A 19,855-nucleotide genomic window follows, 5' to 3' on the forward strand; every position below is an offset into this window, starting at 1 on the left:
TCCTTTTTCATATTCATGTATTTATTTTTCCTACGTTCAGGAAAAATAAGTTTGATTTTCAAGCCGTATATCATTCAGCTATACTTTTCATCTTCCATTATCGCTCTTAGCTCTTGCTGAAAGCTTGCTTACGATTAATTCTGCGAAAAGCTGAACTGAAATCCTTTTTCGTATTCATGTATTTATTTTTCCAAGTTTGGAAAATTAAGTTTGATTCTCAAGCCGTAGGGTATTCAATTAATTAATTTTTGAAAACTTATCATACAGATGGTTGAATACCACCATGAATTGTTCGGCCTCTGCCATCGTATTGGCTTCGTCTAAACTGACGCGGACAGCCGTTGTCGCTACATCATGAGGCACATTCATCGCATGCAAAGTCGAACTATCCACTTTTTTGCGGCTCGAACAAGCACTGGTTGTCGAAACAAAAATTTGTTTTTCTTCCAAGGCATGAACTAAAACCTCACCGCGAATGCCTTTGATTCCAAAAGTTAAAATATGCGGCGCAAAGTTCTCGTCACCTGAAAAAATCGTCACCTTATCATAACTGGCTAAAGCCTCTTTCAAATACTGACGGATGATCTTAGTATGAGTTGGACGTTCGGCTTGTTTTTCTAAATGCATCCGTAAAGCGCGGCTCATAGCAACGATTCCCGGCACATTTTCGGTCGTAGCTCGTTGGCCGTTTTCTTGTCCACCACCATTTAACAGTGGCGCTAATTTTTTCCCAGCTTTCCAATAAATAAAACCTACACCTCGGGGACCATGAAATTTATGGGCTGAAAAAGTTGCGAAGTCCACCCGTGGAGTTAACCATTGCGCGTGATCGACTTTGCCGATTGCTTGGACCGCGTCCACATGAAAATGAATCGTCGGATAGTCCGCTAAAACCTCACTAATTGCTTGAATCGGCTGAATCGCTCCCATTTCATTGTTGACGCCCATCACGGAAACAAGAATCGTTTCTGGACGAATCAATGCAGCCAGCTCCTCCACTTTTACAAAGCCTTTCTTATCCACGGGAGCAATACTTACTTCAAATCCCAGTTCTTTCAATTGATTGGCCGTGCGGCTGACCGCTGGATGTTCAACGCTAGAGATAATAATATGATTACCATATTCACGTTTTTCGATGGCCGTGCCTTTCAAGACCCAATTGTCGCCTTCCGTGCCACCACTGGTAAAGAAAATCTCATTGGCTTGTACCTCTAAAAGCTCGGCGATTTGCTTGCGAGCTTGTTGCAGTAAACGATTCGCTTGTGTCCCTAAATCATGGAGACTAGAGGGGTTACCGATAATACGTTGGCTCGTTTTAACATATGTATCAAGTGCTAACGGATAAATCGCAGTTGTTGCACTATTATCAAAATAAATCATTCTCTGACCTTCCTTCAAAAATTCTTTCCTATTATAGCGGGTATACTTAAAGTCTTCAAGTATTCCTTACAAATAGATAGGTTTCTTAAATACCCGATGAAGCGAGTAATAGGAAATTTTTTATTTCGCCTATGATTCCACTATACACTAAAGCGTGAAGTGGAACTCGCAAGCTAACTCCGTAGTAAAGAACCCATTTTTCAAAAACATGAAAAATGTTTTGATCGTCGTTTCGCATACGATTCTACTATCATGCTGAAGTATGAAGTGAAACTCGCAAAAAAAAGCTGAGCATTTGCTCAGCTTAAACTAAATCTCGATTATTAAAATAGAAATCTTCAATACGCTTGAATGCGCCTGGTTCTACTCGTTCCAACGCTGTACCGATTTCATCTAAGGCATCTTGATAGCGGTATTCTTTGTTGAATAATTCCAAGCTGTTATCGATCGCCACCTTGATATCAGGGTGAGTATGACGGTAACGATTCGCGTATTGCATCATTTGTTCAGTCAACGCTGCGGCATCAACTAAGTCATACGTCTTTTGATCTAATAATTCTATATCTTCATCACAAAGACTGACCAATTTGTTAATGTCCTGCATATTGATACGAATTTTGTTTAATGACTTGCTTAATTCTTCTACACGATCTGTTGCAACGAAGAAGAATTCTAAGTAGTCTCCAGGTAAGCCCGGCAAACGTTGCTGTTCCACGTAACGTTTTAGATTACGTAAACGGAATTCGTATTTCTCAATTTTTTCAGAGGCTTCTTTCTCGCCTTTGCGTAACTCATGTAAGTCTTCATCGATCTCAACTTGTTTAGTTTCGATATCGTCTAAGACTTTGAAGGCATCTTTATAAAAGACTTGAACTTCTGAGTAAGGCAATTCATGTTTATCTATTTGTGGTTCCATGTTGCGGTTACGGCGTTCTAACTCTTCGATCTCGGTTTGGAACCCACGAGCACGACCTAATTCGTTATTGTTTAGGGCATAGCTTTGTGACGTGTGGTCTAGTTCTACCATCAGTTGATGATTGTTACGCGACGCGTGTGAAATGTATTCACCGATCGTTTTGCGATTCGTTAGGACATATTTTTTCGCATCGAATTCTTTTTCTAATGTTGTATATAGGTCATCAATCAGCTCGGCTGTTTCTTTGTTGGCTGTTTCCACTGTATCTAGCTCGATTTTCTCTAGATCTTCCAACGAGCGTTCAACATGTTTTTTGACATGTCCTAAACGTTCTTCAAAATTATCTTCTGGCAAGACAAAGTCATCAGCTATCATTTTCTTGTGGGTCTTTTCAAGTTCATCAATTTGGCTCGGGAATGTTTTGTCCAAGTCTTCATAAATGGCTGGAACTTTTTGCATCATTGCTTGCACTTCATACGTGTGCTTTTCAGCATCGTCTAACACTTCTCGTGCTTCGATTGGGTCACCTGAAGTATTCAGGGTAACGAATTGAGTAAATTCGATTTCAACATTTTTAACCTGCTTTTGAATCTCTGGTAAGGCTGGACCAAAATTGTCTTTCTTCTCTTTTAAATCCGCTTTTAATTCTTCAAATACATCTAGTGCTTGTTGAACAGCCAATGAATTGCGTTCTTCTGTTTCTCGTAACTCTTTTAAACCAGCCTGGATGCCTTCGACTTCTTCTTCCATCTCAGTCATCGTTCGTTCAGCACTTTCGATAGCTGATTTTCCCTTCATGAAACGGAAGGTTTCATTTTGGCTTTCTACTTCGAAAATTTGACTTTCCAATTCAGCAAAAGATTTAGTCGATACATCGGTCCATTTTTGATTCCATTCACGGAAAGTATTTTGACTTTGACCCACGAGATGCATTTTTTTCACTTCATCGACTTCTTCCACGACAGGAAGATCGAATAACGCTTCTTTCCTTTTATCAAGTTCGTTTAAACGCTCTTGATTTTTTTTCTTCATCAGATAACCAATCAAGTATAAAACGGCAGCCAACACGACCAAACCGATAACAATCCCTATGATTACATTACTTCCCATGTATGATTTTCCTTTCAGCTATCAAGATTAATTTTATTTAATGGTGCGTTTATTTTCAGTTTTTTGGCAAAAACATCTAACGTAGATTATACCACAAAAGACGTTCCTCTTCACTATGTACTTTTAAATACGCCGATTTTTTTGCACAACCACTCCTCATATTAGCATTTTTCAAAAACCGCTTCAATGTCATAAAATTAAGAAAAGTGTAATTTTATCTTTTTTTCTACCAAACGATGACAGAAAGCCCCTTGAAATCATACGGCTTTTCCGCTAATATTAGAAAAACATTAAAACAAGAGGTGATTAACGTGAAAGTAATTAAATTTGGCGGAAGCTCGGTTGCTTCAGCTGAACAACTTAAAAAGGTCTTAGCTATCGTTACTGCCGACAACAGTCGCCGCTTCGTGGTAGTTTCAGCTCCAGGAAAGCGAAACAATAAAGACAAAAAAGTCACCGACTTGTTAATTCAATTTTATCATGCTGTCTTATACAAACAGCCGGCTGAAGATGTCATTCGTGAGATCGTCTCACGTTACACCGAAATAGCCACAGAGTTTCAAGTGGAAGATCGCATCGAAAAACCTTTTTACGCAGAATTGAAAGCTCTGCAAGAAAATTTTGATGAAACGGACCCCTATGCTTTAGATCGTTTCTTAGCCAGCGGTGAGAATTTAAATGCCCAACTCATTGCTGCCTGTTTTAAAAAAAGCGGCGTAAATGCCCGCTATATTAATCCAAAAGAATTGGGTATCTTAGTTTCTAACGAACCTCAAAATGCCCGCATACTTGAAAAATCTTACAAAAAAATGTATCACTGGCGGGATTCCGAAGAACTCTTGATCATTCCGGGCTTTTTTGGTTATACCGAAGACGGACACGTTTGTACATTTTCACGCGGCGGATCAGACATCACTGGCTCTATCGTGGCGGCTGGGATGCAAGTTGATCTCTACGAAAACTTTACCGATGTGGATGGTATTTATGCTGCCAGTCCAAAATATATTCACGAACCAGAGCTGATTAAGTACGCGACCTATCGTGAAATCCGTGAATTGACCTACGCTGGTTTTACCGTCTTTCATGATGAAGCGTTGATGCCTTCCTATAAAGCAAAAATTCCAGTGATCATTAAAAATACCAATAATCCAGACTGTCAGGGAACCTTGATCCAAAAATCCTTTGACCATAAGGCTCGGAACGAAGTCGTTGGTGTTGCCAGTGACAACGGGTTTTGCGGAATCACTGTCGGAAAATATTTGCTAAACCGTGAAGTGGGGATCGTACGCCGCATTCTCCAAATTTTAGAGGATCTGCATATCGGTTTTGAGCATATGCCTTCCGGGATTGATGACATCTCCATCCTTTTACGTGAGCGTCAATTAACTCGTGATACTGAAGCAACGTTGATGAAAAGGATCGAAGAAGAAATCCAGCCCGATCATTTATCTATCGAACACGGTTTATCTGTCGTAGCTTTAGTTGGTGAAGGCATGCGTGAACGTCCTGGTACGACCTCTGACAGTACCGCTGCCTTAGCTCGCAAAAATGTCAATTTGCGGATGATTTCCCAAGGGGCAGATGAACGCAGTATTATCTTTACGATTCGCAGTGAACAAGAACGCTTAGCTGTGCGCTCGCTTTACTATACCTTCTTTGACTAATAGAGGCAGTCAGGTAAAAAACTACCAGCTAGCTCTTCCTTATGAATTACATTTTCCAAAATCGGAAAATGAATCCTCACCTTCTTTACGCATACCATTTTTCTAATTACGCTAAAGCGTAAAAAAAATGGCAAAAAAAGGAAAAGCCCATTGTCATTGGGCTTTTCCTTTTTGTTTGTCTAATTCTTTTTTGATTAAGGGCTCTGGGGCAAAGTCTGCCTGCCAATTATCAGGCTTCATCACCTTGTTCGTAACAGGATGATAACGGGGCTTGCCGTCGGGGAAAACCTTCCCCATATTCGCTTGATGCACGATTTCAAAGATTGGTTTAGGATCGACACCGATCAAGGCAAAAGAGCCATAGGTAAAATACAGTAAATCGGTTAAGGCATCAACTTGCGCCACCAACGGATCTTCCACTGATTCCGCTTTTTGCAAAACTTTTAATTTGGCTTGGTCGACACTTTGATGAAGCTCGGTTACCAGCTCTTCAAATTTAACAGTGTCCCCTTCTGCTGTACCATATAAAAATTCAACGATTTCCTCTACTTTGAAGCCCGCTCGAAAGCTGCCGCGTTCAGTTGAAAGCGCTTGGGGTGTTGCTGGCGGCTGTGGTTCAAAGATTTGGTGAAATTCACGAGCCATTTGATACGGTTCTTTTGTCATTTTCTTTACTCATTTCTAAATTATTTCAAAATGCTTTAACGCTTGATAAATACCATCCTGCTCATTCGTTGCAGTGACATAATCAGCCGCTTGTTTGACTTCAGCCAGACCATTGCCCATTGCAACACCGACCCCGGCTTTTTGGATCATTTCCATATCATTGTAATGATCGCCAAAAACGATTACTTCTTCAAGTTCAATCCCCATCGCTTCGGTGTATTTTAAAATTCCTTGATACTTCGAGCCATTTTTAGGCACAATGTCAACGGCGTAAGGATTGGACCGTTGAAAAGAACACTCGGGTAATAACCGTCGCAATTTCGCTGCTTCAGTCTCAGCGCTGAAGAGCACACATTGATAAATCGGTTCTTGTAAGATCGACAATTCTTTGTAGCGACCCTTTTTTCGATTGGGACTGAAGGATTGTAATAATTTACGCGTTGTTTTAACGGGAAACCAGGTTGGCATCCAAGCAGCAATTTTTTTTAATACTGTATTTTGTGACCACTTCATTAAATGGCTACCGTCCATCCGATCGCGAGCACCAAAAATGATCTGACGATGTTCGTCATCGGCGAAATCAACGATTTGTTGCAGCACCTCTTTAGAAAACGAACGTTGATAAATCGTTTGGTCTCTTGTATACACCAATTGACCATTATAAGTCACGAACATATCTAGCGGCAGCTGATCGATCCGCTCTTCAATTTTGACTGGCCCTCTACCTGTAGCGACTCCGCAAAGAATGCCACGCTCTTGTGCCGCTTGAATCGCTTCTCTCGTGCTGGCAAGAACCTTTGAATCACTGGTGATCAGCGTCCCGTCAATATCAAAAAAAATAGCTTTTATCATAGTGTCCCCTCATTTAAAATAAGTCCATTTGACTTGGATTCAACCCTTCGTAGTCTAAATCCAAGATTTTTTTTAATTGTAAAGCATTATCCGCGGCATCGCCACCAGAATTATTGTTAAAGATGATACCTACTTGTTTGGAAGACTGATTCACCTTTTTAATTTTGTCAGCCAGTGTTTCCAATTCAGCGGCATTGTAACGATAGAGTGTCCGTTTCTTCCGCCAATCGCCTGTCCGGTCATTCCAGTAGGCTTGGTTTCTGCCGTGAAAACGAAACAAACTGAAGTCTGAATTAGTAACGGTCGTATCCAGAGGAACGGTATCTGGTAGTTGTGGTTCGTCCACCATCACTAAGCTGAAAGTTAATTTTTCCATCAGTTTATGGGTTTTAGTGACGAATTCTTCACTATACCAACTATAATCCCGTAACTCCACCGCCACTGGTAAGTCTGGAAATAACTTTCGTAACGTTTCTAAGTAGGCGACATTTTCTTTTGTACATTTAAATTGTGCCGGAAACTGTGCTAAGAAACAAAATAATTTATTGCTTTCAATCATTGGCGCCATCGTCTCTAAAAAATGACTTTGCAACTCAGCCATCGAGTTATAGCTGTCTTGCCAGTTGCTTTGTCCGGTAAATCCCGAATAGAGCTTCACTACAAAGCGAAAATCGGCTGGAACTTGCGTCAACCAATTTTCAACGGTACTTTTCCGAGTAATTCCGTAATAATTCGTATCTAATTCCACTAAGGGCAAGTAGCCGGCGTATTCATATAATGAAGAGATTTTCTTGCCGGTCAAACTGCTGTGTTCATTAAAAGAAGTTAATCCAATTCGAATCATAGTATCCTAGCCTCTCTTTGCTCCTTAGTATACAATAAGCATAGCAAAAAAGTTGTGAGAATGCGCAACTAACGAATGGAGTAATGAAAATGAAACGGATTTTGATTTTACACACCGGTGGAACGATCTCAATGAGTCAGGATGCCGATGGTGCAGTTCGTCCAGATAAAAAAAATCCTTTACTAGCTGCCGGCCAAGAATTGCGATTACCAGCAGAGATTGAATTAATCGTGGAAGATTTTTCCAACTTACCTTCCCCTCATATTACCGTTGAAACGATGTTCAAATTAAAAGAACGAATCAAGGCCGCTAAAGCAGACGGCATCGACAGTGTCGTGATTACTCATGGGACTGACACCTTGGAAGAAACTGCTTATTTTTTGGAAGTCACCATTGGAGATTTATTACCCATTATCTTGACTGGGGCAATGCGCTCCATCAATGAACTGGGCAGTGACGGTTTATACAATTTTGAATGTGCGATTCGGGTTGCGGCTTCCGATAGTGCTCGCGACAAAGGCGTCTTAGTCGTAATGAATGATGAAGTCCACAGTGCCCGCTACGTGACAAAGACCCATACGACAAATGTCGCTACCTTTAGAACACCAACGTTAGGACCAATCGGCTTGGTAACAAAATCAAAAATTCTGTTCAAACAAGAATTACCAAAAGCCACTCATTATGATATTGAAAGCTTTGAGGCCCTAATCCCCATCGTAAAAGTTTTCGCCGGGATGCAAGGAGATTTATTTGAATTACTTGATCAAGAAATCAAAGTCGATGGGCTGGTTGTAGAAGCTTTAGGTGCAGGTAATTTACCCCCTCAAACCTTGCCGCCTTTTTATCATTTATTAGAAAAAGGGTTGCCGATCGTTTTGGTTTCTCGCTGCTTCAATGGGATCGCCGAACCGGTCTATGATTACCATGGCGGCGGTGTCGAACTGGCTCAACACGGTGTGATTTTCTGTAACGGGATCAATAGTCAGAAGGCTCGGATAAAATTATTGATTGCTTTGAATGCCCATTTGAACTCAGCCGAACTAAAACAGTTTATGGAAGAATAACCAATCTTCGCTAAAACTGCCCATTCATGTTCTCAATTGTGAAACAGTACTTCCCTTTTAGAATTAAAAAAAGTTGGATCGAGCAGCGCTGCTCTTCTAAAAGCTTAGCTTTTAGAAGAGGCGTTCTGGCCCTCGATTCAACTTTTTTTCCATAAAATATTCGCTTCGCAAGCAAGCTGTTCCCCTAAACGAATCTCATGTCGCGTCTTTACTTCATCCGCTTCAATAATTTCATAAAAACTTTCGATGTCGTTGCCATACAGCACTTCTTTATCAAATTTCACATTGACATAGGTGGGCTGGTGCTTCGTCATGAAATCATAGCCTAAAACATCAATCAACCAGTTGAAATACATCGCGTTGTTTACATGATGATTACTGTCGAGGTCATAATAGCGTACATGATACAGTTGTTTTTGTTCCCCTTCGACCTTTTCAATCTTCGGCCAGCGGCGAATTTTTTTCACTTGGGGTGATTCATATGGCGCCATTAACTCCATGTCCACGCTACTCATCTTGCGATTCTCAATATCCATCAAGACAAAGGACATGTCGATCTTCACTAACTCTTCCCCGTTGGCATCATAAACCCAATAACTGCGATAACAAAAGAACCGATTAAACTCAGTCGGTTCTGTTACGATCCGAATCTTTTCTCCCACTTGTGGCAGACGTTGAATCGTTACTTCCGTCTGGGTGATTACCCAAGTAATTCCTAGCGTATTAACGAAGTCCGTTCCTCGATTCAATTCATCGCTTTGATCCGAGGATGCTTTGATTGCGATACTTAACAATGCCGGAAATGTGATATTTTGATTGATGTCGCATTCATAATAGGCCACTTCGTGTTCAATAGTGTATCTCTTTCCCAATACCTTTCCTCCTGCTATTTCGTACCTGTACATTCATTTGTACGAAACTTATTTGCTACTTTTTAAATAATAGCACAACAATTAGACTTGGCCTAAAGCTAAGACACGATCCACCGCACCTCCATAGCTTTCACCAAAAATATTTAAGTGAACCAATAAATAGTATAACTGATAAATTAAAATCCGGTCTTGCCAACCTGCTCGCATCGGAAATGTCTCCTGATAGGCAGCGATAAACTCTTGCCGGAACCCACCAAAAAGCTGGGACATCGCGATATCCATTTCTCGATGGCCATATGAGACGGCTGGATCAACAAATATCGGCTGTCCTTTCGTATCAAAAAACGTATTGCCACTCCAAAAATCACCATGTAAGAGCGTTGGTTCAACGGTCATATCGCCCCACTGTTGATAGACCCACTCTTTGAAGCGCTGATAATTTTCTTCACGGTGCTTCGTCCAACGATTTCGATCATTGGCTAATTGAATCTGTACCTCCAAACGGTTGGTAAAATAAAAATCCCACCAATTATCTAACAAGGTGTTTCGCTGCGGCAATAAGCCCATAAAATTATCGACTGAATAGCCAAATTGATCCGCTTTCACGCGATGGATACGACCTAAATCTCGCGCCAAATCCTTTTGGTCCCCTTCTCCCGGTTCGATCCACTCCATCAAAAGATACGCAGCGGCTTCAAAGGACCCACTTTCATGTACTTTCGGCACTCGAACGACTTTCGCTAACTCTGCCAATCCATCTACTTCAGCTTGAAAGAAGTCCGCCGTCATTTGAGGATGATACTTCAAAAAATAGTCTTGCTGTCCATCAGTAACACGAAATGCTTGATTAATATCCCCGCCAGCAATTGGCAAGGCTTTGTCTTGCAACTTCAAATATTTCAGCAACGTTTCCATCTCGTCAGCTCCTTACAACAAGTATATTTTTTGTAAATCGTCCATTTCTCCTTGAGTTACACCGATACCTGTTTGAATAAATTCTGAGACGCTTCCATAGTGTTCTTTGATCTGATCAAAACTTGTTTGCAAATACGCTTCTTTAGCCGTCATCATATCTTCGATGCCATGCAATGCATTTGCTGGAACGCCTGCATGTTCCGCTTTTTTATACATTTCTTGAACAACCTTCTTCAAATAGCGATTGGTTGCCAGATAATCCGCCATCACGATATCGGTATCTACTCCTAAACCCTCCAATAATAGCATCGCTCCAAAGCCAGTCCGATCTTTGCCTGCAGTGCAATGAAATAATAGACTTTCAGATTCGCCAGTATTTTCTAACACTAAGTCAAAGAACTTACGGTATTGTTTCCGCACATGGGCGTCTGTTACAAAATGGGTATAGACTTCAATCATTTGTTGGAAGGCGGCTTCGCCATCCTGCAGGCGCGACATCATTTTTTTGGGAGAAGCAGAGGCTGTTTCTGTTTCTTCAATCGGAAAAATGGGCAGGAAAATATTTTCCGCCTCAGGAATATCTTGATCTGGCTGTGAGGTCCGTTCTTCCAACGAACGAAAATCAACCACCTTTTTGATTCCATAATTGCTTAAATAGATCTTATCCACTGTGTCTAAATGATTGATATTGGCTGAACGGATTAATTTTTTAGACGCAAGTTTACGTCCGTCCTTTGTCTCATATCCGCCAAGCTCCCGCATATTCTCCGCGTGTTGGACAGCTAGATGTTTTGTCATTCTACCAACCTCCTTTTTGCTAAAAGTATAGCACACCCTCAAAGAAAACGCTTTTTTGGCTCTAGAAACCCAAACCTAAAAAGGATCTGAAGCACAAGCGCTTCAGATCCTTTCTACTTATGCTAATGCCCCCATTGGATCCCATGGTGCTAAAACGGTTGGCTCTGCTTCGAAAGCCGACAACTGTTCTGGTGTTAAAAATTCTTTGCGAACAACGATTTGATAGGTGTATTCATCCATCCACTCATCACTCATAACGAAGAAGCCTTTATCACCAACTTTTTCGCCCCAGCTATTTTCAACTTTCCATTTCTTAGCTTGTTCGTTAATGACATCCACGCCAGTTAAGACCATCGCGTGAGTCATCATACTTTCCCCGTAATCCAAACGTTCTGCCTTCGTCATGGTCAGATCCACATCAAATAAATCTTCCACATCATAGGCATCTAACGCCATGATCCCGCTGTCTCTTGTCGATGATTGACCAACATCACAACCAAACCAAACGGATTCTCCTTGTTCTAACTGTTTGACAGCCAAGGCCTTGAAGTCTTCCATTTCAAGATTCAAATACTTCACTTGCTTGCCATCCACTACATTGCCTAGCATATCGACAGTGTAAGAGCGCATAAACGGTTTGTCCGCGGTAGGTGCGTTAATAATGCTGACATAATTATCTAAGTTTACACCAACATATTTTTCATAGAAGCTTTGCGGTGTTAGATCTTGATCCAAGTGATAATTTTTTTCTTCATCACGGTATTCAAAATCAAAGACTTCCGGCGGAGTGCCTAACGAGATCGCTAACAGATTATAGACCTCTTGCAGCATTGCTTCACGATTGGCTTGAATTTCTTCAGCTGTCGCTTCTTCAGCCACCATTTGTCGTAATAGCACCGCGTGCTTGCGTAATAATTTATTCAAGTAATTGTTTAGATCACGAGAATTTGAGCTGCTGCTGCTTTCTGGCATTACCGCTTTTGGTACGACACCGTATTTTTGAAATAACGACACGATCATATCCCATTGTCCACCATCTTGTTGCGGTGTTTGCATTAAGAAAGCTACCTCACGACTTGACGTAGGTTGTTCCGCCGTCGCAAGAATATTTTCGTAAAAGTAATTCGCTTTTTCATATTTATCCCAAAAGAAGGTATAGTTTTGAGAAAGTTCAAAGTCTTTCAGTTGGAAGGTGGTTAATAATTTATGACGGAAAGTATTCAGCGCCGCAAACATCCAACAACGACCTGATTGTTTTTGATTGGCAACTTTTCCGGTAGCAAGATCGATGGAAAAGACCGGCGTATTTTCTACATGGGTCTGCACATTTTCAGCAGAAGCCCGGATCCCGTTTTTCACAACTCCCCGTTGCAAGGCAACTTGTTTAGAATTTTTTGCAAAAGCTTCTCGAAAAGCTTGTGTACGTTCATTTTCAATTTTTGACATAAAAAAACGCCTCCTTGCACCCATTTTACGCTTAATGAGGCAAAGAGACAATTAGTTTACATACTAGGCTGCAACACTTGTTTGCCTTTGGCGACCCAACTTCCCAAGCGTTTACTTGAAAGCAAAGCGGTCAGTAATGTGCTAGCAGCAAATAGAAGCACTACTTCCATTGTATTGATCTCAAAGTCAACGTCTAAGGCTCGCAGACCTTTGACTAAAAATCCGTGGAGTAGATACACAGTCAATGTATTTTTTCCCCAATGAGAAAAGAAATACTGCCGTTTTGGTATCAAGAGCAAGAAAGCGGTGATTCCGATTATCCCTACCACGAAAAAAAGCAAACGCTGAGGGCCGCCTAATAACGGCTGATTCAAATAATCTTGATACGGTTTCGAACCAAAGACCCAATATTTATTCATCAAATCATTGCCTTGAATGAAAAGGAACAAACCGCCAAACAGGACGAGTGACAGCCATTTCTTCGGATACTTCTTCAGCTTCTCGATAGAAGTTTTCGGTAGCCAATAGCCTACCATAAAGTATGGGAAAAAGGTCAGTGTCCGTTGTACCGCTAAAAAGTGATCAAAAATCGGAAAGTAGCCCACCAAGATCGCGACAATCACACTGCCAATTAGTACCTGCTTGACTGAAAAACGGCGAGTCAGATGCAACAACAGATTCCAGCAAAAGAGACTCAGTAAAAACCATAAAGACCATTGTGGCGTTCCAAGTTCCAACTTGAAGGCGTCTTGCAAGCCAATCACCGTGTAATAACCCGAATAAACAAGTTGGAAAAAGACATAAGGCAGTAATAATTTCTTCGCCAATTTACTAATTGGTTTCGGCCCACTCTTAGCAAAATAGCCAGAGATTAGAATAAACGCCGGCATATGAAAGGTAAAAATAAAGTAGTAAAGATCATTATAAAAAGCATGGTCATTGATAAAGGGTTGTAAGAAATGACCGAACACGACTAAGATCATCAAGAAAAGTTTGGCGTTGTCAAAATAGGCATCGCGTTTTTCCATCGTATCCCTCCTCAGCAATAGTATATCGAGGATTTTTTTATGCTTCAAAGAGAATGACCAAGCTTAAAAAAAGATCATGCTTTCCTTCATATCTCGCCTTTTTCTTCACATAATCTTCATGAATTAGGTGTAAAAAATAGAGATGATCCGATGATCATCTCTACAAACTCCGGCAGTAGGACTCGAACCTACGACATCATGATTAACAGTCATGCGCTACTACCAACTGAGCTATGCCGGAAGAATACTCCATAATGATAACAAGATTAACTGAAACACGCAATCATAATTAATGCTTTGTCAGGAGGATTTTTATGTCAAAAGGAATGCATCGAAAAAAATATACAGCAAGCTGGAAACTACCCCTACTGTTCGGTTTACTGCTTTTATTAATCGGTATCGGCGGACTTTACCTGAAGTATAACCACCCAAAAAAAATTGAAACAAAGGTCACTTCTCCTTTAAAAGTTGCAGGATCTACGGATAAACAGACAATTGAACCAAAAAATACCGTCTCGGCTACCATCGAGCAAGAACTAATGAAGAAAAATTTTAGTGGGACTGTTCTAGTCTTCCAGCATGGAAAAATTAGTTTGAACAAAGCTTACGGCTGGCAGAATCAAGCCAAAAAAATCTACAATACGGTTTCGACACAATATTGCATCGGTTCCGTCCAAAAAGGCCAAACCGCCTACTTGATCATGCAAGCAGTCAAAGCTGACAAATTATTTTTAGACAAAAAACTTAGTGATTTCTATCCACAAATTCCTAACAGTACAACCATCTCAATTAAAGATATGTTAAATATGAGTTCTGGTTTACGGATCGATGACAAGAAGATTACTGCGCTGAATACCACGGATCCAAAAGAAATTTTAGCTGAAACAGTCAAGCAGACAACAGTCGCTAAAAACGCCAGCTACTCTTACCAACCCGTTAATTACGTCTTGTTAGCCGGTATCCTAGAGCAAGTTTATCAAACCAATTATCAAGCACTCTTTGAAAAAAGAATTATCAAGCCAATGAAGCTGACAGAAACTAGCTTTTATGCTAAAGAAAATAAGAAACAGGCTCTTTCCTATTCCGTCTCGCCTCTAGGACCTCTTTACAGTGATACAACTGCCAGTTCCTACGCGGATGAATTGGGAACCGGAAATGTTTTTATGTCTGCTGAAGATTTGTATCACTATTATCAAGCATTTTTCAATGATCATTTCTTAACTACACAAAACCGTGCAGAACTCTGGAAAACGTATCCTGGCGAAAAATATGCCGGTGGGATTTATACAATGAAAGATAATATGCACAGTCGTGGGGTCAAAGCACGGTTTGAAGCTGTCGCTGATTTTTCTAAGGATGGACAAACCGGAATCATCTTATTATCCAATGTTTGGACTCAAAAGAACGGTTTCAATGCGTTCGTTCAACAACTTTATTACCAAGTCGCCGCTGCTTTATAAGCGACTTGGTTTAATCCTCATTCATTCGTTTTTTTCCTTCTCAATAGTTGACAAATAGCCGCTACTTAGTTATTCTATATCTTGTATTAAATAACTATGCCGCCTTAGCTCAGCTGGTAGAGCGTTTCCATGGTAAGGAAGAGGTCGTCGGTTCAAGCCCGACAGGTGGCTTAAAAAAAAGAACAATCGGCAACGCTGTAAATGCAGTGGTACCGATTGTTCTTTTTTTATCTTTAAAGTAACTAATTTTAATTACCGAATAATGTCAAAAAAAAGAGCCAGAAAAATTTCTGACCCTTTTTTGATTATTCGTTATTCATCTTCATCGTCTACATTAGTGATCCGTTCGTTGACGTGACAAATATTGCTTTGCGCAGATTCCACTAAGGCTAATTCCGTACCAATCAATTGGCTATTGATAAAATCAATTACCATTGGCATATTCATCCCTGCATAAAGTTCGATATCTTGTCCTTCTAAAATCAATCGAGAAACCACATTGCAAGGAGTCCCTCCCATTAAATCTGCCAGTACAACAAAATCTTCTAGCTGTTCAATCGTTGCTTCAAATTTTGCCCGAAAATCCTCAGCTGATTCAGAGGGAAGTAACCCAACCGTATGGATATTTTCCTGTGGTCCCATAATCATTTCGGTACTCTTTTTCAATTCTTCACAAAAGAGACCATGACTAACTAAAACTAATGACTTACTCATCTAACTTCCTCCGTCTGAATTATTTAGAGATTACACCTAGTGCTGATAATGCGACACAGACAACCAATACGATGAAGATCGCTTTTGTTGATGTCATGTTCTTTTTACCTAACATCCAATAAACTGCACCAACAATACCGGCTGGTAATAAGCGAGGCAAGATCATATCTAAGTTGTTTTGCATATTCAAGGTAACATCCCCAATACTTGGTGCCCATGAGAATTTTACGTTGATCATCGTTGCGACTAAAGCACCAACCATGAAGACCCCAAGCAAAGTAGCAGCGTCAGTCAAAGCAGTTAAACGGTGTTGCATCGTCGTTACTAAAGAAATTCCTTCGCGATAAGCAAATTCCAGCTGTTTCCAACGGAAAATCATGACAGCAATTTGAGCAACGATCCAAATAAAGATACCAGTTGGGTTTCCATTGATCGCCATATTGGCAGCTAAAGCTCCAAAAATCGTCGGAATCAACGCGGCAAAAATTGAGTCGCCAATTGCAGCGAAGGGACCCATCAACCCGGCTTTTAACCCAGAAACCGTTTGTTTTCCACCGATTCCTTCTTTTTCTTCAATGGCTAGGTCAATCCCAGTAATGATCGTATTGAAGAAGTTTGATGTATTAAAGAATTGGGTATGGGTTTTCATTACTTCTTTTAATTCAGGGGTATCATCACCATAAATTTTTCTTAATTGCGGCAAAATGGTATACAGATAACCAGAACCTTGCATCCGTTCATAGTTCCAGCCTAATTGGAAAGTAAACAAACTTCTACGATTAATTTGTTTAAAGTCTTCTTTCGTCAACTTATAATTAGATTTCGTCATCTTCGATCTCTCCTTCTGAATCATTGGAATCATCCGCCTGTTTTGGTGCTGGCGCATTTGGAATCATTTGACCATTCTTATAACTGATTGCTGCTAATGCAAATCCAATCAAGGCAACTGCCAACATTGGCAATGAATTGAAGATACCGTCAAAATGTTTCACGACTCCAGCTACTCCTGTACCTAATACTTGCATATTCGTAAAGACTGTTCCTAACAAGGCTGTTAATGTGAAGCCTAGAATCAAATATGGGAAGTGTTTCTTGACTGGCAAGTAACGTAATAAAATTGCAAACCCGACAGCTGGTAAAACAGCCCCTGCGACAGACAAGCCATCACCTAACCATTTTAGATCCCCATTCAAGACAGCTACGACTTTTTCAACTAAGCCACCACCAAAGGCTAAGGCTAGAAAGACTGGTGTCATCCGAGACAATGACCAAGGAAGGGCACCCATTAAGAAATTACGTTCGATCCCTTTGTAATTCATATCTTCGACTAATTTATCGATTCGATGTGCGAAATACGTATTAGCAAAACGAGCTAAAATATCTAATTGAATCATCAAGCTGGCAACTGGTACCGCGATTGCTGCGATTGCTTGTTCAGGATTCATCCCTAGTGCAACGGAAAAGGCTGTCGCTAAAATTGTTCCTGAGTTGGCGTCAATTTTTGACGCGCCACCAAATGTCCCAACACCTAATACTGTCAACTGCATACTACCACCAATAATAAGTCCGGCTTTCAAGTCACCCATGACGATCCCGGCAAATAATCCGGCAAAAACGGGTGCACTTAATGAAGAATAAATCTGTAACTCATCTAAAATTTGATACCCTGCATATAATGTTAATAATAAGATCTGCCACCATAAGATATCCATTTGTTTATCCCCCTATTTTGCTAAAAGACTCATAAAGTCTTCCGCTTTATCACTTGGAACCATTTGTGCAATTAGATGTACCCCTTTATTATTCAACTCCTTGAAGACTTCGACGTCTTGATCAACAACATTGATTGATTTTGTAATTGATCTTGTTTCTTCTGTTTGAGACATATTACCAACGTTGATTTCTTCGATTGGTACCCCTAATTCTACTAACTTTAATAAACGATCTGGTCTACGAACGACGATCAATAACCGTTGTGAATCGTATTTTCCAGCCAAAATATTATTCGCCGCTTTTTCAATTGGCAAAACGCTTAGTTTTACACCAGCTGGCGTGGCTAACTTTAAGCCGCTTTTTTCGATATCGCTTTGAGCCACCTCGTCATCAACAACCATGATACGAGAAATATTTAGTTTTGTGGTCCACAGATTAGCTACTTGTCCGTGGATCAAACGTCCGTCAATTCTTACTCCGATAATGCTCATGTTTATCCCTCTTTCATTTCTTTATATAGTGGTTCTTTTAATAAACTAATTTCAGGCTGGTACGTTCCTTCTGTCTCGAAGATCACGATCTCGTTTACGCCAACGGTCAATAAACCTTTTGGGATATAAAGTGACAACGTTGGACCGACTTCCCAAAAACGACCAATATTGGTCTGGTTAACAAAAACGACACCTTTCCCAAATTTTGATAAATCAATAAAACAATCCCCCAGTTCTTCTAACGTAACTTCATAACGATAAAAGCTTGGCTGATTTTCTTGCCATTCTTTTGAAAAGTCAACACCTTCAACTGTATCGAGAGGCAAACAATACTGCTCCCAATTGTTAATAAAATGTAAGTCTGCCATGACCCCAGTCCGAATACCTTTTCTTTGGGTATCCGCAAATAATTTATGACCGTAATTCACTCGACCCATGTTTTCAATTAAGATATCTAGTTGATTTTCAGCTTGAGTCATTGGAACCTTAATATCTTCGCCAATTTCTGTTTGGTATTGCGTCGCTTTTAATTCCTGATTCACAAATAATTGACTGCGATCTCGCCCGTCAATCACCCGCAAACGTTCTTCTTCCGCGTCTTTTTCGATCGTCGTGCGATAAAGTAAATAGCCCGTATTTTGGCCTAATACTTCCATCGCTTGCGTATTTTTTGATCGAATCGGCTGACTAATCGATTCCAATGTTGCGAATAAACTGACTTGGTTGCTTAATGGAATATTTTTCTTTTCGATGTTTTGCTTGATCAACGGTTCCATTTGTTGAATCTCAGGATATTTTGTGTGGATCATCTTTTGAATCGCAAAATATTTCTCTGTCGGATTTCCTTGCTCATTCAGTGGTGCTCCGTAGTCATAAGACGTAATCTGTGGTAAATCAATCACACCACGAGCCGAGCTGCCATTCATGAAGCCAAAATTGGTCCCCCCATGAAACATATACAAATTAATACTGCCACGAGCTAAAACTTCACTCACTGCTTCAGCTAATTCTTGTGGGTCCCGCTGAATGATGGGTTCTTTCCAACGGTTGAACCAGCCGTCCCAAAATTCCATACACATCAAGGGCCACTTTTTGTCGTGTTCATCAAAGAAATTTTGCATAGACTCAAAGTTTTCCTTCGCCTTAGAACCGAAATTGCCAGTCACTAGAATATCTTCATCGATCATACTGCCAGCTCTCAAAGTGGCTCTCCAAGGACCGTCCGAGGTGAAGAAAGGCGCGGTGATTCCTCTTTCTAACATCAGATCACGAATCGAACGTAGATAATCTTTGTCTTCCCCATAAGAACCGTACTCATTCTCAATTTGAATCATTAAAATATTGCCACCATTAGATAGTTGATGAGGAACAATTTTCTTCATCAACACATCATAGTAATCCGCCACATGATTCAAATAAGCGGTTTCATTCGAGCGAAGACGCTGTGACTCATTTAGCAGCCAAGCCGGAAACCCGCCAAATTCCCATTCGGCACAAATGTAAGGGGAAGGTCGAACGATTGCATATAATCCTAGCTCTTGGGCAATCGACAGAAATCGTTCTAAATCTAATATCCCTTCAAAATGAAATTCACCTTTTTGTGGCTCGTGTAAATTCCACGGTACATAAGTTTCAACCGTGTTAAAGCCCAAAGCCTTTAAATTGTAAAGTGAGTGATACCAATCGCTTGGATCCACTCGAAAATAGTGAATCGCTCCTGACATAATCTTAAAGGGCTCTCCATTCAGTAGAAAATCCTCTTTTATTTCAAATGTATTCAAAAGCTCGCCCCTTCCAATGAAAACGTTTTTAATATATTAATATATTAAATTATCTCGAATCGAATGTCAACTGTTTCTATTCCCACACAATATGTTAGAATTAAAGAGTAGCGGGTACTCAAAAGATTCTAATGAAAATTT

The 19,855-nt window shown here is 40.4% G+C and carries 18 protein-coding genes and 2 tRNA genes; 4 read left to right on the plus strand and 16 right to left on the minus strand.

Going from position 1 to position 19,855, the window contains the following annotated elements:
* Positions 1 to 237 precede the first annotated feature (237 nt).
* Complete coding sequence (locus FFM67_RS04285; protein WP_137613384.1) at positions 238 to 1,380, minus strand: cysteine desulfurase family protein; 1,143 nt, start codon at positions 1,378 to 1,380, stop codon at positions 238 to 240.
* Positions 1,381 to 1,684: 304 nt separating this feature from the next.
* The gene (locus FFM67_RS04290; RefSeq protein ID WP_137613385.1) at positions 1,685 to 3,406 is read right to left on the minus strand and encodes a septation ring formation regulator EzrA; all 1,722 of its coding nucleotides are present in this window, start codon (positions 3,404 to 3,406) and stop codon (positions 1,685 to 1,687) included.
* 311 nt (positions 3,407 to 3,717) lie between these two features.
* Here FFM67_RS04290 and FFM67_RS04295 point away from each other — a divergent pair, with 311 nt between their 5' ends.
* Positions 3,718 to 5,070, plus strand: a complete 1,353-nt coding sequence (locus FFM67_RS04295; protein WP_137613386.1) for an aspartate kinase — start codon at positions 3,718 to 3,720, stop codon at positions 5,068 to 5,070.
* Positions 5,071 to 5,223: 153 nt separating this feature from the next.
* Here FFM67_RS04295 and FFM67_RS04300 read toward each other — a convergent pair whose 3' ends face one another.
* Genes FFM67_RS04300 through FFM67_RS04310 form a run of 3 tightly spaced genes read right to left on the minus strand, consistent with a single transcriptional unit; the run spans position 5,224 to position 7,432 of the window.
* Entirely contained in the window at positions 5,224 to 5,736 is a 513-nt protein-coding gene (locus tag FFM67_RS04300; RefSeq protein ID WP_137613387.1) for a pyrophosphohydrolase domain-containing protein, read from the minus strand.
* Between the two features lie 15 nt (positions 5,737 to 5,751).
* A complete protein-coding gene (locus FFM67_RS04305) occupies positions 5,752 to 6,588 on the minus strand; it encodes a Cof-type HAD-IIB family hydrolase (RefSeq protein ID WP_137613388.1) in 837 nt (278 codons plus the stop codon).
* A 13-nt stretch (positions 6,589 to 6,601) separates the two neighbouring features.
* The gene (locus FFM67_RS04310) at positions 6,602 to 7,432 is read right to left on the minus strand and encodes a DUF72 domain-containing protein (RefSeq protein ID WP_137613389.1); all 831 of its coding nucleotides are present in this window, start codon (positions 7,430 to 7,432) and stop codon (positions 6,602 to 6,604) included.
* Between the two features lie 89 nt (positions 7,433 to 7,521).
* Here FFM67_RS04310 and FFM67_RS04315 point away from each other — a divergent pair, with 89 nt between their 5' ends.
* On the plus strand, positions 7,522 to 8,496 hold the full coding sequence (locus tag FFM67_RS04315) for an asparaginase (RefSeq protein ID WP_137613390.1): 975 nt from the start codon (positions 7,522 to 7,524) through the stop codon (positions 8,494 to 8,496).
* A gap of 137 nt (positions 8,497 to 8,633) precedes the next feature.
* On the opposite strand, the gene FFM67_RS04320 is transcribed toward FFM67_RS04315, so the two are convergent.
* From FFM67_RS04320 to FFM67_RS04345, 6 genes are all read right to left on the minus strand, one after another.
* Positions 8,634 to 9,368, minus strand: a complete 735-nt coding sequence (locus FFM67_RS04320) for an acyl-[acyl-carrier-protein] thioesterase (protein WP_137613391.1) — start codon at positions 9,366 to 9,368, stop codon at positions 8,634 to 8,636.
* Positions 9,369 to 9,449: 81 nt separating this feature from the next.
* Entirely contained in the window at positions 9,450 to 10,283 is an 834-nt protein-coding gene (locus FFM67_RS04325; protein WP_137613392.1) for a fructosamine kinase family protein, read from the minus strand.
* 12 nt (positions 10,284 to 10,295) lie between these two features.
* On the minus strand, positions 10,296 to 11,081 hold the full coding sequence (locus tag FFM67_RS04330) for a tyrosine-protein phosphatase (protein WP_137613393.1): 786 nt from the start codon (positions 11,079 to 11,081) through the stop codon (positions 10,296 to 10,298).
* Between the two features lie 117 nt (positions 11,082 to 11,198).
* A complete protein-coding gene (locus FFM67_RS04335) occupies positions 11,199 to 12,527 on the minus strand; it encodes a C1 family peptidase (RefSeq protein WP_137613394.1) in 1,329 nt (442 codons plus the stop codon).
* Between the two features lie 56 nt (positions 12,528 to 12,583).
* Entirely contained in the window at positions 12,584 to 13,555 is a 972-nt protein-coding gene (locus FFM67_RS04340) for an acyltransferase family protein (protein WP_137613395.1), read from the minus strand.
* Positions 13,556 to 13,722: 167 nt separating this feature from the next.
* Positions 13,723 to 13,796 (minus strand) — tRNA-Asn (locus tag FFM67_RS04345).
* Between the two features lie 73 nt (positions 13,797 to 13,869).
* Here FFM67_RS04345 and FFM67_RS04350 point away from each other — a divergent pair.
* Both FFM67_RS04350 and FFM67_RS04355 read left to right on the plus strand, forming a co-directional pair.
* Positions 13,870 to 15,015: a serine hydrolase domain-containing protein gene (locus tag FFM67_RS04350; protein WP_137613396.1), complete on the plus strand. Its 1,146-nt coding sequence runs from the start codon at positions 13,870 to 13,872 to the stop codon at positions 15,013 to 15,015.
* Between the two features lie 98 nt (positions 15,016 to 15,113).
* Positions 15,114 to 15,186 (plus strand) — tRNA-Thr (locus tag FFM67_RS04355).
* A 141-nt stretch (positions 15,187 to 15,327) separates the two neighbouring features.
* Here the strand turns inward: FFM67_RS04355 and FFM67_RS04360 are convergent.
* The 5 genes from FFM67_RS04360 to FFM67_RS04380 are packed head-to-tail and all read right to left on the minus strand — an operon-like array spanning position 15,328 to position 19,714.
* Positions 15,328 to 15,729, minus strand: coding sequence for a PTS sugar transporter subunit IIA (locus tag FFM67_RS04360; protein WP_137613397.1), 402 nt, complete (start codon positions 15,727 to 15,729; stop codon positions 15,328 to 15,330).
* 19 nt (positions 15,730 to 15,748) lie between these two features.
* The gene (locus FFM67_RS04365) at positions 15,749 to 16,558 is read right to left on the minus strand and encodes a PTS system mannose/fructose/sorbose family transporter subunit IID (protein ID WP_137613398.1); all 810 of its coding nucleotides are present in this window, start codon (positions 16,556 to 16,558) and stop codon (positions 15,749 to 15,751) included.
* Positions 16,545 to 17,441 carry a PTS mannose/fructose/sorbose/N-acetylgalactosamine transporter subunit IIC gene (locus FFM67_RS04370; protein ID WP_137613399.1) on the minus strand — a complete coding sequence of 299 codons (897 nt, stop codon included), beginning with the start codon at positions 17,439 to 17,441 and terminating at the stop codon, positions 16,545 to 16,547. Before FFM67_RS04370 ends, FFM67_RS04365 begins: the two co-directional genes overlap by 14 nt.
* A 12-nt stretch (positions 17,442 to 17,453) precedes the next feature.
* Positions 17,454 to 17,933 (minus strand): PTS sugar transporter subunit IIB, encoded by a 480-nt coding sequence (locus FFM67_RS04375; protein WP_137613400.1) that lies wholly within the window; start codon positions 17,931 to 17,933, stop codon positions 17,454 to 17,456.
* Between the two features lie 2 nt (positions 17,934 to 17,935).
* A complete protein-coding gene (locus tag FFM67_RS04380; RefSeq protein ID WP_137613401.1) occupies positions 17,936 to 19,714 on the minus strand; it encodes a glycoside hydrolase family 35 protein in 1,779 nt (592 codons plus the stop codon).
* Positions 19,715 to 19,855 lie beyond the last annotated feature (141 nt).

The sequence above is a fragment of the Enterococcus viikkiensis genome (assembly GCF_005405345.1).
Taxonomy (GTDB): Bacteria; Bacillota; Bacilli; order Lactobacillales; family Enterococcaceae; genus Enterococcus_A; species Enterococcus_A viikkiensis.

Excerpts from the sequence above, each read along its gene's own strand:
- FFM67_RS04285 (WP_137613384.1), bottom strand. The coding sequence starts at position 1,380 with ATGATTTATTTTGATAATAGTGCAACAACTGCGATTTATCCGTTAGCA.
- FFM67_RS04290 (WP_137613385.1), bottom strand. The coding sequence starts at position 3,406 with ATGGGAAGTAATGTAATCATAGGGATTGTTATCGGTTTGGTCGTGTTG.
- FFM67_RS04300 (WP_137613387.1), bottom strand. The coding sequence starts at position 5,736 with ATGACAAAAGAACCGTATCAAATGGCTCGTGAATTTCACCAAATCTTT.
- FFM67_RS04305 (WP_137613388.1), bottom strand. The coding sequence starts at position 6,588 with ATGATAAAAGCTATTTTTTTTGATATTGACGGGACGCTGATCACCAGT.
- FFM67_RS04310 (WP_137613389.1), bottom strand. The coding sequence starts at position 7,432 with ATGATTCGAATTGGATTAACTTCTTTTAATGAACACAGCAGTTTGACC.
- FFM67_RS04315 (WP_137613390.1), top strand. The coding sequence starts at position 7,522 with ATGAAACGGATTTTGATTTTACACACCGGTGGAACGATCTCAATGAGT.
- FFM67_RS04325 (WP_137613392.1), bottom strand. The coding sequence starts at position 10,283 with ATGGAAACGTTGCTGAAATATTTGAAGTTGCAAGACAAAGCCTTGCCA.
- FFM67_RS04330 (WP_137613393.1), bottom strand. The coding sequence starts at position 11,081 with ATGACAAAACATCTAGCTGTCCAACACGCGGAGAATATGCGGGAGCTT.
- FFM67_RS04335 (WP_137613394.1), bottom strand. The coding sequence starts at position 12,527 with ATGTCAAAAATTGAAAATGAACGTACACAAGCTTTTCGAGAAGCTTTT.
- FFM67_RS04340 (WP_137613395.1), bottom strand. The coding sequence starts at position 13,555 with ATGGAAAAACGCGATGCCTATTTTGACAACGCCAAACTTTTCTTGATG.
- FFM67_RS04350 (WP_137613396.1), top strand. The coding sequence starts at position 13,870 with ATGTCAAAAGGAATGCATCGAAAAAAATATACAGCAAGCTGGAAACTA.
- FFM67_RS04360 (WP_137613397.1), bottom strand. The coding sequence starts at position 15,729 with ATGAGTAAGTCATTAGTTTTAGTTAGTCATGGTCTCTTTTGTGAAGAA.
- FFM67_RS04365 (WP_137613398.1), bottom strand. The coding sequence starts at position 16,558 with ATGACGAAATCTAATTATAAGTTGACGAAAGAAGACTTTAAACAAATT.
- FFM67_RS04370 (WP_137613399.1), bottom strand. The coding sequence starts at position 17,441 with ATGGATATCTTATGGTGGCAGATCTTATTATTAACATTATATGCAGGG.
- FFM67_RS04375 (WP_137613400.1), bottom strand. The coding sequence starts at position 17,933 with ATGAGCATTATCGGAGTAAGAATTGACGGACGTTTGATCCACGGACAA.